Raw genomic sequence first — 18245 nt, 5'->3', positions numbered from 1 at the left:
ATCAGGGTTCCTTGCGTTGGGCGGGCGCCACCGGCGCCGCATGAGAGGGATGCGACACCAGGGCGGTGGTGCCTTCGAAGCGCTCGAAAGTGACCGCGGTGCCCTCGGGAAGCTCGGTATCGCCACTTTCCAGCACGCGCAGCCGGTAGAAATCGCCGTTGACCTTGATGCCCGTGGCACCATCGAAGTCGCGCAGCAGCGTGGTGTAGTGGCGGCCCTTCTCGACCCCGGTGCCGGTGGTGCCGTAGGCGACCCCCTTGGGCGAGAAGCGCGGGCGGATCACCATGACCGCGAACGGCACCAGCACACCGGCGAAGACGCCCATGGAGACCAGCTGCCAGGGCAGCGACAGGCCGAAAACGGTGACCAGCGCGGTGAGCGCGGCGGCCACGCCCAGCGCCAGCAGCAGCAGGGCGCCGGAGGCCAGCTCGCCCAGGCTCAACAGCAGGGCCAGTACCAGCCACCCGTAGACCGGATTCCACTCCATAGACGTTTCCTCGTCGCGTTGCCGACCGTCGAAGGTTATATACTTGTGCTCTTTAGCGTGAGCGCTTGCTAGCGTGTGCTCTGGTTAGATAGTGCAAGCAAGCCAAGGCAAAGGCAATGCGCGGATACCCGCGAGTGCCTCGCAGGCACGCGGATCAGACAGTCACGCGGTAGACGGGAAAGGAGACGGCGGTGTCGGGAGTGGTGTACTGGTTGGATATGGCCGGGGTGATCGTGTTCGCGCTTTCCGGCGTGGTGCTGGCGTGTCGTTCACGCATGGACCCGTTCGGCATGCTGGTGCTGGCGGCGGTCACGGGGATCGGCGGCGGCACGCTGCGCGATCTGGTGCTGGGCATTCGCCCGGTGTTCTGGGTGAGCGATCCTACTTACCTGTGGGTGATTCTGGCCACCGTCGCGGTGTCGCTGCTCGGCTTTCACTACATCCACCGACTGTCGCGCGGCTTTCTGCCCGTGGCGGACGCCCTGGGCCTGGCGCTGTTCGTGGTGATCGGCACCCACAAGGCGCTGCTATTGGGAACCTCTGGCGTGGTAGCGGTGGTGATGGGCGTGATGACCGGCGTTGCCGGCGGCATGCTGCGCGACGTGCTCGCCCACCGGGTGCCGATGGTGCTGCGCGAGGAGATCTATGCCACCGCCGCCATCGCCGGCGGCAGCGTCTATGTCGTGCTCTATACGCTGGGCGTGCCGCTGCCCGTGGTCATCGCCGTTTCGCTTCTGACCACGCTCGGGCTGCGTCTCGCCGCGATCCACTGGCACCTGGCGCTGCCGGTGTTCGCCTGGGTGAGCGTGGCGCCCCCGCCGCCGGAGGAGAGCAGCGGGGCGCTTTCCACCCCGGCCAAGGCCAAGGAACGGGTCAGAATGATTCGCCAGGCACGCAAGCGCTAGGGGCGCGGCTGGCGCTGCGCCTGACGCCAGCGATCGAACCAGCGCCGCGGCTGCAGAAGACGCAGGTGCGCCTCGCCTTCGATCAGCTCGGCGCCGATGCCCAGCGCCCCCAGGCGCGCGTAGAGCGCACCGCTCACCTTCGAGGCCTCCAGGGTGATGTCCGACAGCAGCTGCAACGAGCCGCCGGTCAGGGTGAGATCCTGCAGTTCGATGCGCTCGCCGCGCACCTTTAGTGTCGCCTCGCCCTCGACGCCGTGAACCTCGAGCAGCCGCCCCAGCCAGCCGCTCTCCCGCGCCCGGCTCAGAAATAGCCGCGCTAGAAGGCCCGTATCGCGCATAGAAAGACGCACGGTACTGTCGAGTTGAATCGGCTCGCTCCAGGTCAGCTCGGCCTCGGGCATCTCCAGGCGTACCCACCAGCCGGCGTCCTGGGCGCCACCGCCGTCCAGGCGAAAGACGTTCTCGAGGCTCACGTAGGAGTCGTTGGCGCGAAAACGACGGGTCTCTAGATCGCCCTCGGCCAAAGCCAGGTGCAGATCGATGTCGCCGCGCAGGTGCTGGTCGAGCAGGGTGAGCTCGGCGCCGAAGGCGCGCAGGGTGATGTCACCCTCGGCGTGCAGGCCCGCCAGGTGCCAGGCGCTTTCCAGGCTTGCCTCGCCACCCAGCAGGCGCAAGCCGTCGGTGGCCGGCAGGTAGTCGGCGTAGAGCGCCAGATCCGGCACCTCGACGATCGGAAGCTCCACGCGGGTGGTGAAGTACGCCGGAAGCGGCGCGGCGCGGGCGGCGCGAAACCGATCGGTCTCGGTGGCAAGCGTCAGGTGGCGCCCTTCGAGAGCGGCGCGCGCATCGCTTTCGCGGCGCAGCGTGAAGCGAGGAATGGCAAGCGACATCGATGCGTCGTCAGAACTCGTGAGCTCGGCGCTGAGCTCGCCCCGGCCGGTGGCCACGTAATCGAGAAAGCGCGCCTCCAGGGCATTGGCGTTGACCCGCAGCCGGGTCGGAGCCTGCAGCTCGCCCTGGGCGAAGGCCCCCTGGGCGAACAGCTCGCCGCCGCCGGAGAGCGCCACCCCGTGCCCGGCGGGCAGGAAGGCGTTGAGAAAGCCCAGCCGCTGGACGACCCCGGCTACGTCGAAGCGCGCGCGGGTGTCGTCGCCGCGGCGCTCGAAGTGCCCTTCGCGAAGCACCAGGATACTCTCCAGGCGCTCGGACGGGGCGACGTCACTCGCCGTCTGCCAGCGAAGGCGCGAGCCGCCAAGATCGAAGGTGCGGCCGTCGAGGCTCGCTCCGGCCACTTTCAGCGTTAGCGCCACGTCGCTGGTCAGCGTACGCGCATCGCTCGCGCCAGGCAGGCGCGTGACCCATCGCTCGCCGGCAAGCGCTATCTCGCCGTCGAGGCGCCGCTCGGCCAGAACCAGCGTACCGTGGCTTCGCGCCTGACCACCGAGCAGCGTCAGCACCTGTGGCCGGGGCAGCGCCGCGTTCAGGTAGGGCGCGAGCGCCCGGATATCCGGCAGGCGCGCGCCGCGCCACTCCAGCCGCGCCCGCGCATCGTCCAGCGTCGTCGCCTCGATGGCGCTGGTGGCGTCGAGGGCGATCTCCGCCTCGGTCAGCAAGGCGCGGCCCTGATGCGTCAGGCGAGCATCGCTCAACGTGAGTCGTGCATGAGCCGGTGAGCCGCGAGGGCGCTCGATGTGCAGCGCGCCGTCGCCTCGGGCAGTGAACTCGGCGTAGGCCACTTCGAGTGCCGAGGCCTCGACGTCCGCTTCGCCCCGGTAAAGTGCGGCCTCGCGCACTTCAAGATCCAGCGCCAGCCGACCCTGGCCTGCCAGCGCTACTGGCCGGCTGGCCAGGGCGCTTAAGTAGCGCTCGAGCATGTCTAGCCGCGTCACTTCGCCTTGCAGGGCGAGAGTGGCGCCCTCCGGCGGTTCGAGCAGGTCCAGCCGACGGTTGGCGACCTGGGTCTCGAGCGTCAGTGCGGTCTCGGTGGCGTAGGGGGCGGTGTCGGCCAGCTCCACGTCGTCGAGCTCGGCGGTGAAATCGAGCCTTGAGTCGCGCACGCTCAGGCGCACGCGGCCATTGCCCGTGGCGTGGTGGGTGGTGGGCGGCCCGTCGGTGGGGGCGTTTGCCAGGCCGCGCTCGTCGAGCTCGACGCGCAGGCTCGGCGCGCTCAGCGAGAGTTCGCTCGCCTCGGTCGGCACGCCGTGGTCGAGCCCGACTGCCAGAGTGAGCTCGCCGCGCCCGGCGATGCCGAGCCAGGGCAGCCCTTCGAGATAGGGCATGAAGACGTCCCAGGCGTCGGCCCGGGCGGATGCGTCGATGCGTGTCGAGATCGCCTCGAGCAGTGCCGGCACGAGCTCCTCGTCAGTGATGTGGGTGGATACTGGCTCGAGCTGGCTTCGTGCACTAAGTTGAATGTCTTGCGCGAGCAGAGCGGCGTCGCTCAGGCGCACCAGCCGGCCCTGCTGGATATCGAGGTCGATCTGCGCCGCGCCGAGGCTTTCGCGGCCGAGTTCGGTGTCGCGCAGGCTCAGCGCGCCCTCGGCTTCGAGGGCGATATCGGCAATGCGCAGGCGGCGGATGCCGCGCGCTTCCAGTGCATCGATATGGAGTCTTCCGCGCAGAAGCTCCATCAGGGAGAGTGAGAGGTCGGCGTGCTCGACTTCGATGCTGACCGGCAAGACGTCGTCTTCCCGGTGCAAGGCGAGGTTCTCCACTTCCCAGCGCCCGGGGTGCTGGCTGCGGGCGTGCTCCCAGCGAATCTCGACGCCGTCGATGTTCGAGAGCCTCTCGGCCATCCATTGGCTGTTGAGCAGCACGGTGCCGATCAGCCACCACGCCGTCGAAAGTACGAAAGCGCCGATTAGGACTATAATCAGAGCCAGGCGCCAACGTGGTCGGGGCGCGGGTTCGCAGGACGTACGGCTTTTGATAATGACTCCTTTTGGCGCATGTTTTGTGGCATTATGCGCGACAAGGGACTGATATGGGTTTTCGATTTCAACGCTAGGCAGGCAGCAAACGCCATGTTCAAGGATTTCTATACACAGCGCGGGGAGCACGTCGTCATCTCCGCCGAGCAGGCCAGCCGTTTCGCCAAGGGCGTCGCCGGTGATTACAACCCGATCCACAACCCGGATGCGCGACGTTTCTGCGTGCCGGGAGACCTCCTGTTCACTCTGGTTCTAGTCAAGTTTGGCCTGTCGCGCCACATGGAGTTTCGCTTCACCAACATGGTGGCGGCGGATACGCCGCTGCGGTTCAACCTGGCCGAGGATGGTCAGATCCACGTGTGCGACGACAGCGGCAAGTGCTACCTGCACGTGACCCGTCAAGGCGAGACAACCTTCGACGAGGAGGCCATCGAAGGATTCGCGCGCTGCTACGTGGCGTTCTCGGGCAAGAACTTCCCGCACTACCTCAAGCCGTTGATGGAAGAGCACGGGGTGATGTTCAACCCCAAGCGCCCGCTGGTGATCTACGACAGCATGGGCTTCTCGCTCACCCGGCTCGACGGCTTTACGCCCAACCTGGCGCTGACCAACTCCTCGCTGTGCGTGCAGGGCAAGCGCGCCGAGGCGCTTTTGGAGTTCGCCATCGAATCCGCCGCGGAGTCGCTCGGCGTGGGCTCGAAGAAGCTCGTGGTGAGCGGACTGTGCGATTACGACGACCTGCAGATGTCGGCGATCGTCGACGAATTCTACCGGCTCAAGGCGGCCTACGAAGCGGCCTGATAGGGGGGCCGGCAAGGAAATGCCGGCAAGACGGCAAAAGAAGAGGGCATGGCGCACGCGCCATGCCCTCTTGCGTTGGCCTAGTCGGTGGCGTTGTCGAGGGTGAGCGACACCGTTGTCACGCGCTCGCCGAGCAGGCCCTCGACGCTGAACGTGACCGAGCCGAGAGTGAGCGTATCGCCAACCTCAAGCGGCCCGTCCAGACGCTCGCGCAGCAGCTGATCGAGGGTCATGTGTGTCTGTTCGAACGTCTGCAGGCCGTAGGCGTGATGTAAATCGTCGAGCGTCGTGCTGCCCTTGAGCTTCAGCTTTTGGTCGGGCAGTTCCTTGAGGGCGGCCTCGGGAGCATCGGAGAACACGCAGTCGATGAACGGCCGGGTCTCCGGGCGCAGTACCACGAACAGATGATCGTTCGCCTGCAAAAGCGTGGAGCCACGCGGCGGGATGACGTTCGACCCCCGGGTGATCATGGCCACCACGGTCGATTCGGGCAGCGCCATCTGGGAAAGGCGCCGCCCTGCGGCGCGGGGTTGATCGCCCAGCCGGTACTCGACGATGTCCGCGTCGACCTCTTCGAGGGCGGTGATCTCCAGGGTAGCGGCGGGCACCGCCGGCGGGCTTTCGGTCAGCTTGAGCTTGCGCGCCACCAGCGGCAGCGTCGTGCCCTGGATGGAGGCGGAGATCAGCACGACGAAGAACACCACGTTGAAGATCAGCGGCGCGCTTTCGAGCCCGAACAGCAGCGGAAAGATCGCCAGGATGATCGGCACCGACCCGCGTAGCCCGACCCAGGAGACCAGCGTCATCTCCCGGGCATTGAAGCCGAACAGCTTCAAGAGCGGCACCACCGCCAACGGCCGGGCGACCAGGATCAACACCGCCGCGATCGCCAGACCTTCCCACCATACCTCCAGCAGCGACATCGGATTGATCAGAAGCCCCAGCACCACGAACATGGCAATCTGGCTGAGCCAGGCAAGTCCGTCGTGGAACAAAAAGATGCTGCGCTGAAAGGCGATGCGGCGATTGCCGATCACCACCCCGGTCAAGAAGATGGCGAGAAAGCCGCTGCCGCCGAGGTTGGCGGCAATGCCGAAGGAGAGGAAGCCGCAGGCCGCCACCATGACCGGATAGAGCCCCGAGGCTACCAGGTGGATGCGGTTGATCAGCTTCACCGAGGCCCAGCCCACGCCCAGGCCGACCAGTGCTCCAACCCCCATCTGGATCACGAACAGCTGCAAGAGGCTCAGGCCCGGCTGCATGTCGTTGACCACCACTTCCAGCAGACCCACGGTCAGGAAGATGGCCATGGGATCGTTCGAGGCGCTCTCGATCTCGAGGGTCGACTTCAAGCGCTTGTTGATATGGATGTTGGCGTTGCGCAGCAGCGAAAATACCGCCGCGGCGTCGGTGGAGCCGACGATGGCCCCGAGCAACAGCCCTTCCAGCGGCGAGAGCCCGAGGATATAGGTGGCCGCGAGGCCGGTGACCACGGCGGTGACCAGCACGCCGAGGGTGGCGAGCAGCGAGGCGGGTTTCCACACCGCCTTGATGGAGGCGACTGGCGTCTGCAGGCCGCCGTCGAACAAAATGACGGCAAGCGCCATCGTGCCCAGAGCGTGGGCCCAGACCGGGTTGTCGAAGGCGATGCCGCCGATACCGCTTTCGCCGGTCAGCATGCCGATGATCAGGAACAGGACCAGTACCGGCAGCCCCAGGCGCGCAGAAAGCTTGCTCGAGAGAATGCCGACCAGGATGACCACGGCGGCAAGAAGAATCAGTTTGTCGATCAAAAACATGACGTGTCCTTCACACATGACTCGAATGACGAGGGAAGCACGCCCTCAGGGCGTGGATGAGCGTGTCACGATGGCGGGTGTGAAGGCGGGGCGCGCGAGCGGGCGAGTCGGTATGTCCCGGGGCGGCCATGGCCCGGGTCGGGCACAAGGCCTCTATGTCCGCCCGCGCGACTCACCCACGGCCGGTAGTGCGTCGCAGGCAGCGCCTCGTGGTCGGGATCATAGGGCAGCACGGCAGAATCGCCCTTGGCCTCGCTGTGCTGAATGCGCGGCAGCGCCGGAAGGTAGGCATAGCCGCGCGGGTCGCTGTGCGAGGTGGCGACGTGCTCATCGCGCTTGACGTCCTGCAGCTCGATGGCGTGAAGGTGGTTCGAAAGCCCGAGCAGCAGGATGGCGAAGCAGGCCCAGCACAGCCACCGCTCGATGCGGGAGACGGCGCTTGGCAGGCGAGGCTGGTCGGGGCGTGACGGCATGGCGACTTCCTGTAGGGAGCACCTATCTTCCGGCCTGGAGCGTGAAACCGTCAAGTCGAATCGCCCGGGCGCGTCATGTCGTGCCGGGCGCCGCCAGCGGCACCACGTCGACCTCCACCTCCAGGCGGTGGTGGCCCCCGCCGTTCATCACGCCCTTGAGCGGTGCCACGTCGAAGTAGTCCCGCCCCCAGGCCAGCACCGGGTGGCGCTCGCCGGCCAGCGTCCCGTTGGTGGGGTCGAGGGCGAGCCAGCCCCAGTCCGGCACCCATAGCGCGAGCCAGGCGTGGGAGGCGTCCGCCCCGACCAGCCGGGGCTGGCCCGGCGGCGGCTCGGTTTCCAGGTAGCCGCTGACGTAGCGCGCCGAGAGCCCGATCGAGCGCAGCGCGCCGATCATCAGGTGGGCGAAGTCCTGGCACACGCCGCGGCGGTTGGCCAGCACCTCCGAGAGTGGAGTTGCGAGCGTCGTGAAACTCGGGTCGTACTCGAAATGTTCGTGAACGTGGGCATTGAGCGCCAGGGCGGCCTCGATCAGCGGTCGGCGTGGCGTGAAGCAGCGCCGGGCGAAGGCGGCGAGCTCATCACTGCGGCGGATGAACGGCGAGTCGAGGCGGTAGAGCTGGGTCTCGAAGCGTGAATCCGCTTCCAGCCGGGCGGCGATGCGCTCCCAGGCCGCCGAACGCTCCGGCAGCGCATCCAGCGCCCGGGTGTTGAGCGGGGTGGTCACGGTCACGTCGAGGGTGCGATGCACCTCCTCGAGAGCGAAGTAGAGGACCCGGTTGCCGAACACGTCGCGCCGCTCCGCCTGGTGGTGGGGTAGCGGGGCGATCGACAGGCTTGAGGCGCCGCACTCCTGATGCGGGGTCTTGCGCGGCAGCACCCGCGCTTCGCTGTGGCACAGCGTGACCGGTGCGGCGTAGTGGTAGCGCGTGGTGTGGCGAAGGGTGTATTTCATTCGTCGGGCTCCATGCTGACGAGCTGGCGCGGGCGCTCCACGTGGCTGAAGTGACTCTGGCCGATGGCTTCCGACAGCGCCCCGAGCGGGGTGATCAGCGCATCGAGCAGTTGGATGAGGGCGTCATCCGCCTCCTGCGTGTCATTGAGCTGGCTCAGGCGCTCGATGTCCGCCAGATGCAGCGCCGCACTCGCCTGGATCAAGAGCCGGCGCTCGGCGTTGCGGTAGGGCATGTTGCTGCCGGGCAGGCGCTCCACCTGCTGATTGATCCGGCGCAGCAGGTAGCCCACCGAGCGTGGATTGGTCTCGTCGAACAGTAAAAGGTCGATGATCGCCGCCGGGTGGAGCTCGCTGCGGTAGCGCCGCCGGTAGGCGGTGAAGTTGTCGGTGGTGGCCAGCACCACTTCCCACAGGGCGGCGCGGCGCTCGAACCGGGCGCCCAGGGTGAGCTTGAGCAGCGCCAGAAGTCCCAGGGTACGATCAAGCAGGCGGCCGATCTCCATGAAGCGCCAGCCGTAGTGGTGGGGCATGGTCTCGTTGCACAGCCCGAAGAACGCCGCGAGCTGGGCGAAGACCGCCTCGCAGGCGCGTCGTGCGCCGCCGGGGGCAAGCGTGGGCGACAGCGTGTCGAACTGCTGGCGCAACTGGTGAACCAGCCGCCAGGAGTCGTCGCCCAGGTGATCGCGCACGCTGCGGGCATTGCGCAGCAGCTGGGCGAACAGCGGCTGCAGCGCCTGAGGGTCGGCGGCGTCGAACTGGGCAAGCAGCGCGCAGCGCTTGGCGCTGAAGCCGGTCGGTGGCGTTCTGTCCCCGGGCGTTTCGCAGGCGCCGATGTCGAGGGCCAACAACAGCTCGTCGAGCACCTGGTCGGCGATCTCGTCCTGGTCGTACTCCATCAGCCGCAGCAGCGCCTCGCGAAGTAGCCGCGCGCGGCTGTCCAGGCGCTCGCCGTAGCGGCCCAGCCAAAACAGGCTCTCCGCCACTCGGCTGGGCAAGTCCTCGCCATCGCGGGTGACCACGATCGGCCCGCGCGCCTGCTTCAACTGGCTGATGTGGGGCTGGGCGGTAGAGGCGGTGACCCACACGTCCTTCACCACCGGGCTTGCCAGCGACGGCGAGCCGGGAGCCCCTTGCCAGCAAAGCCCGCCGGGCATCACCACGACGTCGTCGCTGGCGCTTGGGCCCGCCCGGCGCGACGAGCGGGCCACGAAGCAGCGCAGGTTGAAGGTCGCGGGTGTTAGTCGGGCAAGCGTCTCGTCGAACATCGGCAAGGTTGCCGAGAGCGTGGTGGGCTTGGCAGCAGGCAGCAGCAGCGGCTCGTTGAGCAGGCGCTCGCACAGCGCCGGCAGGAAGTCGGCCAGGGCGGCGTTCTCGAGCACGCCGACGCCGAGTGCGTTGGAGAGGGCCACGCCGCCGGTGCGCGCGGTCTGCAGAAGCCCCGGTACGCCGAGGGCGGAGTCGGCCTTTAGCTCCAGCGGGTCGCAGTCCGCGTCCGCGCAGTGGCGCAACACCACGTCCACTGGCTTGAGCCCGCCCAGGGTGCGCAGCCACAGTTGGCCGTCGCGGGCCACCATGTCCGACCCTTCGGCGAGGGTCAGGTTGAGGTAGTTGGCGAGATAGGCATGCTCGAAGTAACGCGGGCTCTGCGGCCCCGGGGTCAGCAGCACCACGGTGGGGTTGTCGCGGTGCTGGTAGGCGAGCAGCGTGAGAGTGCGGTGGTGGGTATCGAGAAAGCTCGCCAGGCGCTTGAGCGGGGCGTTGCGGTACATCTGCGGCAGCGCGCGCGCCATCAGAATGCGGTTTTCGAGCGCGAAGCCAGTGCCGGACGGTGTCTGCAGGCGATCGCCGATCGCTCGCCAGTGCCCTTCGGCGTCGAGGATGACGTCCACGCCGTGGTAGTTGATAGGCGTGTGTTCGCGAGGCTGGGCGCCGTGGCAGGGCAGCAGGAAGTTCGGCGAGGCGAGCAGCGCCTGGGTGGGTAGAAGGCCCTCGTCGAACAGCGTGCGTGGTCCATAGATGTCGCGGTAGAGCGCGTTGAACAGGCGGGTACGCTGGGCAAGGCCCGCCTCCAGCGCGTGCCACCGGGACTGGTCGATCACCCAAGGCAGCGGGTCGAGCCGCCAGGCGCGCCGCTGGGCGTCGTCATGCATGTTGAAGATGACGCCGTTCTCGGCCAGCAGGCCGTTGATCTCCTCTTGCTGCTGAAGGCGGCCCGGCTCCCCAAGGGCGTCGAGGCAGTTCAACAGATCCTGCCAGCCCGGGCGTAGCCCGCCCTGGCGGTCCAGCATCGTATCGAATCGTGCGGGCACTCCATTGCCTAGCTGTTGAATATATCCCTCGACGAGCCCGGTAGGGCTTGGCAAGGGCGTCACAGAGGCGGTCATACGTGTCGTCCTGAGGTGGCAAAGGGCGCTGGCGCCCGGGTGGTTCAAATGACGGTATCAGGGTGTCAGTGGGGCCGCCAACGTAGATCCAGGGTCAGCGGAAGCTCGAGACTCGCGCGCTCCTCGGCCGGGGCCTGGTGGCCGTGGGTGTGACCGCCGGTCGCGAAGCGGCCAAGCCGGCGCGCTTCGGCCTCGAAGGCGTTCACCGGGAACGTCTCGAAGCTGCGCCCGGTAGGGTGTACCACGTGGTAGGTGCAGCCGGCCACTGCACGCTGGTTCCAGGTATCGATCACGTCGAAGACCAGGGGGGCGTGCACCGGGATCTGCGGGTGCAGTGCCGAGGGCGGCTGCCAGGCGCGGTAGCGCACCCCGGCCACCGCCTCGCCGTTTCTGCCGGTGGGGGTGAGCGGTACGCGCCGGCCGTTGCAGGTCACCACGTAGCGTTCGCCGCTCATGCCGCGCACCTTGACTTCGAGGCGCTCCACCGAGGAGTCGACGTAGCGCGCGGTGCCGGAGGCGGAGGCCTCCTCGCCGAGCACGTGCCAAGGCTCGATCGCCTGGCGCAGCTCGAGTTCCAGCATCGGGGTGTGCAGGCGCCCGTGGACGGGAAAGCGAAATTCTCGAAACGGCGCGAACCACTCGAGTTCGAAATCGAAACCGTGATAGCGCAGATCGCCCAGCACGTCATCGAGGTCTTCCCACAGATAGTGGGGCAGCATCCAGCGATCCTGCAGGGCGCTGCCCCAGCGCACCGGCTTGGCCCGGTAGGGCGTCTTCCAGAGCCTGGCCACCAGCGCGCGGATCAGAAGCGTCTGCATCAACGCAAGCCGGGCATGCGGCGGCATCTCGAAGCCGCGCAGCTCCAGAAGCCCGAGTCGACCGGTATCGCTGTCCGGCGAGTAGAGCTTGTCGATGCAGAACTCGGCGCGATGGGTGTTGCCGGTCAAATCGGTCAAGAGATGACGCAGCAGGCGATCCACCAGCCAGGGGTTGGTGACCTCGCCCACGGGCATCTGCTGCAGGGCGATCTCGAGCTCGTAAAGCGCCTCGTGGCGCGCTTCGTCGACCCGGGGCGCCTGGCTCGTGGGGCCGATGAACAGTCCTGAAAACAGGTACGACAGGCTCGGGTGATGCTGCCAGTAGGTTACCAGGCTCGCCAGCAGGTCCGGGCGGCGCAGGAAGGGGGAGTCTTCCGGGGTGGCACCGCCCAGCGTCACGTGGTTGCCGCCGCCGGTGCCGGTGTGGCGCCCGTCGAGCATGAACTTCTCGGTGCCGAGCCGCGACAGGCGCGCCTCGTCGTAGAGCCGTTCGGTCTGGGCCACCAGAGTCTTCCAGCTCGCCGCCGGCATGACGTTGACCTCGATCACCCCCGGGTCCGGCGTCACCATGAAGCTCGAGAGGCGCGGGTCGCGCGGCGGCGGGTAGCCTTCGATCATCACCGGACAGCCGATCTCCTCGGCGCAGGCCTCGATGCTGCCGAGCAGATCCAGGTAGTGCTCGAGGTGCGTCAGCGGCGGCAGGAAGACGTGCAGGCGAGCGTCGCGGGGCTCGACGCACAGGCTCGTGTGCACCACGCCATCGCCGCGGTCCTCGTCGGCGCCGGGCTGCTGCTGGACGGATTCGCCTTCGGGATGGCGTGCGCTTGGGTGCAGACTGTAGCCGTGGCGCTCAGCAGGGCTTGCGCGGCGCTGCTCTGCGTGGCGACGGGCCACTTCGCCATGAATGTCGCCGAGGGCGGCGCGCGGGGCGAACAGCGATGCCGGCTGCGGCGACTCGGCGGGGTCTGCCCAGGGCAGCGCCGAGAGCGGCAGGCGAAGCCCCATGGGCGAGTCGCCGGGCACCAGGTAAAGGTGATCGCGCTTGAGCGGCCAGCGCCCGCTCTCCCAGCGGTGGTGGTGGGCGATGGAGTGGCGCAGCGGCAGAGCGTAGCCCACCACCGCGCCCAGGTCGCGCTCCAGCAGCCGGGCCAGGCGGCGGCGCTCGGCGTCATCCTTCAGGTTCGCCTCGCGCGGGTCGACGTCCACCGGTAGAGTCTGCTCCTTCCACAAGTAGTAGTAAGCGTCCTCATAGGCCGGAATCCAGTTGCGCGGCGCCACCCCCAGCTGCTCGGCAAGCGCCTGGGTGAAGCGTTTCGCGAGAGCCTCGTCGGCGTGCACCGTCGGGGCGCCGTCGCTGCTGGCAAGCCAGCGCGGGTCGCGCCACAGGGGTTCGCCATCCTTGCGCCAGTAGCAGGCCAGCGCCCAGCGCGGCAGCGGCTCGCCGGGGTACCACTTGCCTTGCTGCTGTTGGACCACCCCGCCTCGGGCAAAGGCGGCCTGCAGTCGGGTGAGGAGCACCTCGGCGCACTCGCGCTTGTGCTCGCCGAGCGCATCCGTATTCCACTGCGGGCTCTCCATATCGTCGATGGAGACGAAGGTGGGCTCGCCACCCATGGTCAGGCGCACGTCCTGCGCATCGAGTGCCGCGTCGACGCGCTCGCCCAGCGCCAGGATGTGTGTCCATTGGACCTCGGAGTAGGGCCGCGTGACCCGGGCGTCCTCGTGAATGCGCTCGACGCGCATCTCGACGTCGAAGCTGACCTCGCACGGCTCGGAAAAGCCGGTGATTGCCGCGGCGCTTCCGGTGGTCGGGGTGGCGGCCAGCGGAATGTGGCCTTCGCCGGCGAACAACCCCGAGGTCGGGTCGAGCCCCACCCAGCCGGCGCCGGGCAGAAATACCTCGGTCCAGGCGTGCAGGTCGGTGAAGTCGACCTCGGTGCCGCTCGGGCCGTCCAGCGCCTTGACATCCGGGGCGAGCTGAACGAGATAACCCGAGACGAAGCGCGCCGCCAGCCCCAGGTGGCGAAAGATCTGCACCAGAAGCCAGGCGCTGTCGCGGCACGAGCCGCTGGCGAGCGTCAGCGTCTCTTCGCAGCTCTGCACGCCCGGCTCCATGCGCACCAGGTAGCTGATGTCCTGTTGCAGGCGCTGGTTGAGGGCGACCAGAAAGTCCACGCTGGGTGTCGGGCTCCGATCCACCTGGGCGATCCACTCGGTGAGCCGGGGGCCGGCTTCGGTCACTTCGAGATACGGCGAAAGCTCGCGGGCAAGTGCGTCCGGGTAGGCGAAGGGGATCGTCTGGGCGACGTCGTCGAGAAAGAAGTCGAACGGGTTGATGACCGTCATCGGGGCGATCAGCTCGACGGCGAGGGTGAGCTCGCGACGCGGCTCGGGAAACACGATGCGCGCGTTGAAGTTGCCGAACGGATCCTGCTGCCAGTTCAAGAAATGATTGTTGCCGGAGACGTCGAGGGAGTAGGACTCGATGTGCGTGCGACAGTGTGGCGCCGGACGCAGCCGAACCACGTGGGGCGAAAGATGCACGGGGCGGTCGAAGCGGTAGGTGGTGCGGTGAGTCAGGGCGATGCGAGTGGTCATGGGCCATCCTCGGGGGTGAGCGGGTATCCCGACCAGTGATGGAGGCGTAGGGCCCGGCGAACTCGCGGTGCCGGGTACGCGGCATGAGGGCAAGTATCGCCCCACAATGCGTTTTTTGCAGCACAATTCGCGCCGCGGGGCCTGAGGCGATGAGAAACGTTAAACGCCAGGCGCAAGATCAAGGGGCGTTTGAAGAAGATCCTCCTACACTGGGTTTAACGGACCCGTGTCCCTCGCCGCGCCAGGAGAGCGCCCATGAGCCAAGTGAACTGGAATCAATACGCCTGCCGCGACTACTTTGACGAACTCATCGCCGCCCCCGGGCAGCCGCGTGCCTCGGCCGACGAGCTTTGCAGCATGCTGGCGCGCTTCAGTGCCGAGGAACTCGCCGAGCGCAAGACCGCTGCTGATATCGCCATTCGCACCATGGGCATCACTTTCACGGTCTACTCCGAAGGCGCCATGATCGACCGCGCCTGGCCCTTCGACATCGTGCCGAGGATCATCTCGGCCCGGGAGTGGCGCAAGACCGAAGCGGGGCTCAAGCAGCGCGTCAAGGCGCTGAACCTGTTCATCGACGATCTCTACCACGACCAGAAGGTGGTCAAGGACAAGGTGTTACCTGCCGAGGTGCTGGCGCAGTCGGTCAACTTTCGCCCTCAGTGCGTAGGGATCGACCCGCCCCACGGCGTCTGGGCGCACATCTGCGGTTCGGACCTGGTGCGCGGCGCCGACGGCACGCTCTACGTGCTGGAGGACAACCTGCGCATTCCCTCCGGCGTCTCCTACATGCTAGAGAACCGCAACGTCACCAAGCGTGTGCTGCCGGAACTCTTCGCCTCTGGCAAGATCCTGCCGGTGGACGACTACGTCGCCCAGCTCTACGACATGCTGGCGGCGATGTCGCCGCGCTCCGGCGACGATCCGCAGATCGTCGTGCTCACGCCGGGCATTTACAACTCCGCTTACTTCGAGCACGCCTACCTCGCCCAGCAGATGGGCGTGGAGCTGGTCCAGGGTAGCGACCTGCTGGTCGACGAGCACGATGTGGTCTACATGCGCACGGTGGAAGGACGCCGCCGGGTCGACGTGATCTATCGCCGCGTCGACGATGAGTTTCTTGACCCGGAGGTCTTCAACCCGCACTCGGTGCTGGGCGTGGCCGGGCTGATGCGCGCCTGGCGTGCAGGCAACGTGGCGCTGGCCAACGCCCCGGGGGCGGGCGTGGCCGACGACAAGGTGGTCTACGCCTTCGTGCCGGAGCTGATTCGCTACTATCTCGACGAGGAGCCGCTTCTGCCCAACGTGCCGAGCTATCTGTGCATGTTCGAGGATGATCGCCAGTACGTGCTGGAGCATCTGGACGAGCTGGTGGTCAAGCCGGCCAACGAGTCCGGCGGCTACGGCATGCTGATCGGCCCGCGCTCGACGAAAGAGACCCGTGAGGAGTTCGCCCGGCTGATCGAAGCCAACCCGCGCAACTACATGGCCCAGCCGACCATCGCGCTCTCCACCACGCCCACGCTTGCTGGCGGCTTGCCGCAGCCGCGCCATGTCGATTTGCGCCCGTTCATCCTCTCGGGGCCGGACATCCACGTCACCACCGGCGGACTCACTCGAGTGGCGCTGGTCGAAGGCTCCTTGGTGGTCAACTCCTCCCAGGGCGGGGGCAGCAAGGATACCTGGATCGTCGAGACCGACGAGCAGGACGTGGATAGCGTCGAACAATCGGGAGGGGGGCGCCATGCTGTCACGAGTCGCTGAGAATCTCTACTGGATGGCGCGCTATGTCGAGCGCGCCGAGGACACCGCGCGGCTTCTGAGCGTGAACAGTCACCTGATGCTCGATCTGCCGCGCAACCTGCCGCTGGGCTGGGCGCCGCTGATCGAGATGACCGGCACGCTCGCGGCGTTTCGCGAGCGTTTCGACACCTTCGACGAGCAGAGCGTGGTGCATTTTCTATGCGCCGATACGCAGAATTCGAGCTCGATCCTCTCGGCGCTGGCCAGCGCCCGGGAAAACCTGCGCACCACTCGCGACGTGGTGCCGCGCGAGATCTGGGAGGAGGTCAACCACCTGTATCTTGGCGTGGCGGATCACGCCGAGCACGGGGTCAGCCCGCGCCGGCGCGACGCCTTCTTGAAGAACGTGATCCGCAGTTGCCAGACGCTGACCGGGTTGATCGAGGGCACGCTCAGCCACGGTCCGACGCGCACCTTCATCGAGCTTGGCCGCCAGCTCGAGCGCGCCGACATGACCACGCGCATTCTCGATGTGCGCTCGGCGAGCCTTTTACCCAAGAACCCAGAGGAGCTTTTGCCCTTCGAGAACCTGCAGTGGATGAGCGTGCTGAAGTCGCTGACCGCCTACCAGATGTATCGCCAGCAGGTGCGCCTGCGCGTGCGCGGCCCGGACGTGCTGCGCTTTCTGCTTCAAGATCCGCACCTGCCCCGGGCGATCGCCTGCAGCCTGGAAACGCTCGCTCACGAGCTTCAGTGGCTACCGCGTCAGGATCGGGTCGTCGCCACGGTCGCGCTGGTGCGCGCCGATGTGATCGACGCCGATATCCAGGCGCTGGCCCACTCGCCGAGCAAACTGCACGCGTTCATCGACGAGCTGCAGGTGGGCTTCGCGCGTATCCACGACACCCTGAGCGCCACCTACTTCGTCAACAGCGAAGAGGTGCCGCGGGTCACCCAACGCCAAGGGCAGACTCAGAGCTTCGGCGCGGAGGAGGAGGGCGATTGAGGCGCCTCGTTGCCCTGGCCGGCGCGGACAATCAGCGTATGCAGGTAGTCGAGCTTGTCGCGCACCGGCGCGGCAAGCACCGCAGGTGCCAGATCGAGAAGCCCCATGTCGCGGTTGAGCTCGTTTACCGCCAGTCCCACCTGATGATAGGCGGCCAGCATGCCGTCGAGGGTGCCATCGTACTCGGCGCGTGAAATGCCCATGTGCAGCGCGGTATCCAGTACTGCCACCATGTCGAGATAGAACGCGAAGGTTTCCGCGAAATCTTCCCAGGCGTGCATGGTGGCGTAGGCGGAAATATGCTGCTCCGCCCAGTCAAGCGGCGCGCCTTGCTGATAGTACTGTTCCAGGGCCTCGCCGTAGGTGGGGTTTTCATGATCGCCGAACACCGCCTTGCAGGCCGTCTCGTCCTGATCCTTGACCAGCAGGTCCCAGTAGTAGTGGCCCACCTCGTGGCGAAAATGTCCGATCAAAGTGCGGTGGGACTCGTTCATGTCGACCCGCAGGCGCTCACGCTCCACCGTGTCCGCTTCCTTGACGTTGATGGTGATATGGCCTGCGGCGTGGCCTGTGTAGACCTTCTGCTGGCCGACCGAGCGCCATAGCCCCTGGTCCGGCAGGGCGTCGGCCATGAACGAGAAGCTCAGCGGAAGAGAGGCGCCATCCTCCGGGGCGGCGTGGGGAAGCTTGAGCAGATCCAGGGTGTAGAAAAGCCGCCGCTTGGCGGCTTCCAGCGCCGCCCAGCGCTCGCGGTTGCCCTCGATGGAGAGATCCGGGATCACCACGTTGTGCCTGCAGCAGTCGCACAGCGCATCCACGCCCTGATCGAGGGGCACCATGCGGTTGCATACGTTCTCCACTGCATAGTTGCGGCACTTCTCGAGCAGCGCGCCACACTCGGTGCGCGCGCAGCGGTAGCCGCCTTGCTCTAATGGCTCGAGCGCAACGATGGCGTCGCAGCTCGGGCACCAGCCGACCTCGGCGTCACAGGAGAGGCAGACAGTGTTCTCGAAGAACAGCGGGTTGGCGCAGCGGCAGCTGAAGGTCTGCATGAATGCTTCCTCGTGGCGGAATCTCTCGATGGATAAGGCTGCGTCTGTGGAACGTGCCGGCGCATCCTTCGCAGCATAGTCAGGCGTGCCGAGTATTGAAACGGCTATTTTGAACCGTATCGGGTGAATTGACGTTTACGTCAACTTGCTGCTATATCTTGGGCGTTCCAGGCGCTCAATAACGCGGCGAACGACATAGACAACGCCGAAGGAGCGCTTTTCTCGAAGCAATAAAAATCTCGAAGCAATAAAAATCTCAAAGAAATAAAAATCTCAAAGCAATAACAACGTATCAGG

At 66.8% G+C, this 18245-nt stretch carries 12 protein-coding genes; 4 read left to right on the top strand and 8 right to left on the bottom strand.

Annotated features, from left to right (window positions below; translation table 11 throughout):
* Nucleotide 1: 1 nt before the first annotated feature.
* Nucleotides 2-487 carry a nodulation efficiency, NfeD-like protein gene (locus GEV37_RS06380; RefSeq protein WP_227389401.1) on the bottom strand — a complete coding sequence of 162 codons (486 nt, stop codon included), beginning with the start codon at nucleotides 485-487 and terminating at the stop codon, nucleotides 2-4.
* Nucleotides 488-678: 191 nt separating this feature from the next.
* Between GEV37_RS06380 and GEV37_RS06375 the strand changes: the two genes are divergently transcribed.
* Nucleotides 679-1392 (top strand): trimeric intracellular cation channel family protein, encoded by a 714-nt coding sequence (locus GEV37_RS06375; RefSeq protein ID WP_227389400.1) that lies wholly within the window; start codon nucleotides 679-681, stop codon nucleotides 1390-1392.
* On the opposite strand, the gene GEV37_RS06370 is transcribed toward GEV37_RS06375, so the two are convergent.
* Nucleotides 1389-4208, bottom strand: coding sequence for a translocation/assembly module TamB domain-containing protein (locus GEV37_RS06370; protein ID WP_227389399.1), 2820 nt, complete (start codon nucleotides 4206-4208; stop codon nucleotides 1389-1391). The genes GEV37_RS06375 and GEV37_RS06370 overlap by 4 nt on opposite strands.
* 207 nt (nucleotides 4209-4415) lie before the next feature.
* Between GEV37_RS06370 and GEV37_RS06365 the strand changes: the two genes are divergently transcribed.
* Nucleotides 4416-5123 (top strand): DUF3581 family protein, encoded by a 708-nt coding sequence (locus tag GEV37_RS06365; RefSeq protein ID WP_227389398.1) that lies wholly within the window; start codon nucleotides 4416-4418, stop codon nucleotides 5121-5123.
* An 80-nt stretch (nucleotides 5124-5203) separates the two neighbouring features.
* On the opposite strand, the gene GEV37_RS06360 is transcribed toward GEV37_RS06365, so the two are convergent.
* The 5 genes from GEV37_RS06360 to GEV37_RS06340 form a co-directional block, all read right to left on the bottom strand.
* Entirely contained in the window at nucleotides 5204-6922 is a 1719-nt protein-coding gene (locus tag GEV37_RS06360; protein WP_227389397.1) for a potassium/proton antiporter, read from the bottom strand.
* 65 nt (nucleotides 6923-6987) lie between these two features.
* Nucleotides 6988-7395, bottom strand: a complete 408-nt coding sequence (locus GEV37_RS06355; RefSeq protein ID WP_227389396.1) for a hypothetical protein — start codon at nucleotides 7393-7395, stop codon at nucleotides 6988-6990.
* A gap of 73 nt (nucleotides 7396-7468) precedes the next feature.
* Nucleotides 7469-8347 (bottom strand): transglutaminase family protein, encoded by an 879-nt coding sequence (locus GEV37_RS06350; protein WP_227389395.1) that lies wholly within the window; start codon nucleotides 8345-8347, stop codon nucleotides 7469-7471.
* Nucleotides 8344-10731: a circularly permuted type 2 ATP-grasp protein gene (locus GEV37_RS06345; RefSeq protein WP_227389394.1), complete on the bottom strand. Its 2388-nt coding sequence runs from the start codon at nucleotides 10729-10731 to the stop codon at nucleotides 8344-8346. Before GEV37_RS06345 ends, GEV37_RS06350 begins: the two co-directional genes overlap by 4 nt.
* Before the next feature lie 65 nt (nucleotides 10732-10796).
* Complete coding sequence (locus tag GEV37_RS06340; RefSeq protein WP_227389393.1) at nucleotides 10797-14147, bottom strand: transglutaminase family protein; 3351 nt, start codon at nucleotides 14145-14147, stop codon at nucleotides 10797-10799.
* A 255-nt stretch (nucleotides 14148-14402) separates the two neighbouring features.
* Here GEV37_RS06340 and GEV37_RS06335 point away from each other — a divergent pair, with 255 nt between their 5' ends.
* Complete coding sequence (locus GEV37_RS06335) at nucleotides 14403-15911, top strand: circularly permuted type 2 ATP-grasp protein (protein WP_227389392.1); 1509 nt, start codon at nucleotides 14403-14405, stop codon at nucleotides 15909-15911.
* On the top strand, nucleotides 15892-16896 hold the full coding sequence (locus GEV37_RS06330) for an alpha-E domain-containing protein (RefSeq protein WP_227389391.1): 1005 nt from the start codon (nucleotides 15892-15894) through the stop codon (nucleotides 16894-16896). The genes GEV37_RS06335 and GEV37_RS06330 overlap by 20 nt, the downstream gene beginning before the upstream one ends.
* Here GEV37_RS06330 and GEV37_RS06325 read toward each other — a convergent pair.
* A complete protein-coding gene (locus GEV37_RS06325; protein ID WP_227389390.1) occupies nucleotides 16863-17948 on the bottom strand; it encodes a zinc-binding metallopeptidase family protein in 1086 nt (361 codons plus the stop codon). The two genes, GEV37_RS06330 and GEV37_RS06325, sit on opposite strands and share 34 nt — an antisense overlap.
* Between the last annotated feature and the right edge of the window lie 297 nt (nucleotides 17949-18245).

It is taken from the genome of Vreelandella malpeensis (assembly GCF_020622355.1).
Lineage (GTDB): Bacteria > Pseudomonadota > Gammaproteobacteria > Pseudomonadales > Halomonadaceae > Vreelandella > Vreelandella malpeensis.
This window is presented reverse-complemented; position numbering and strand designations above follow the sequence as displayed.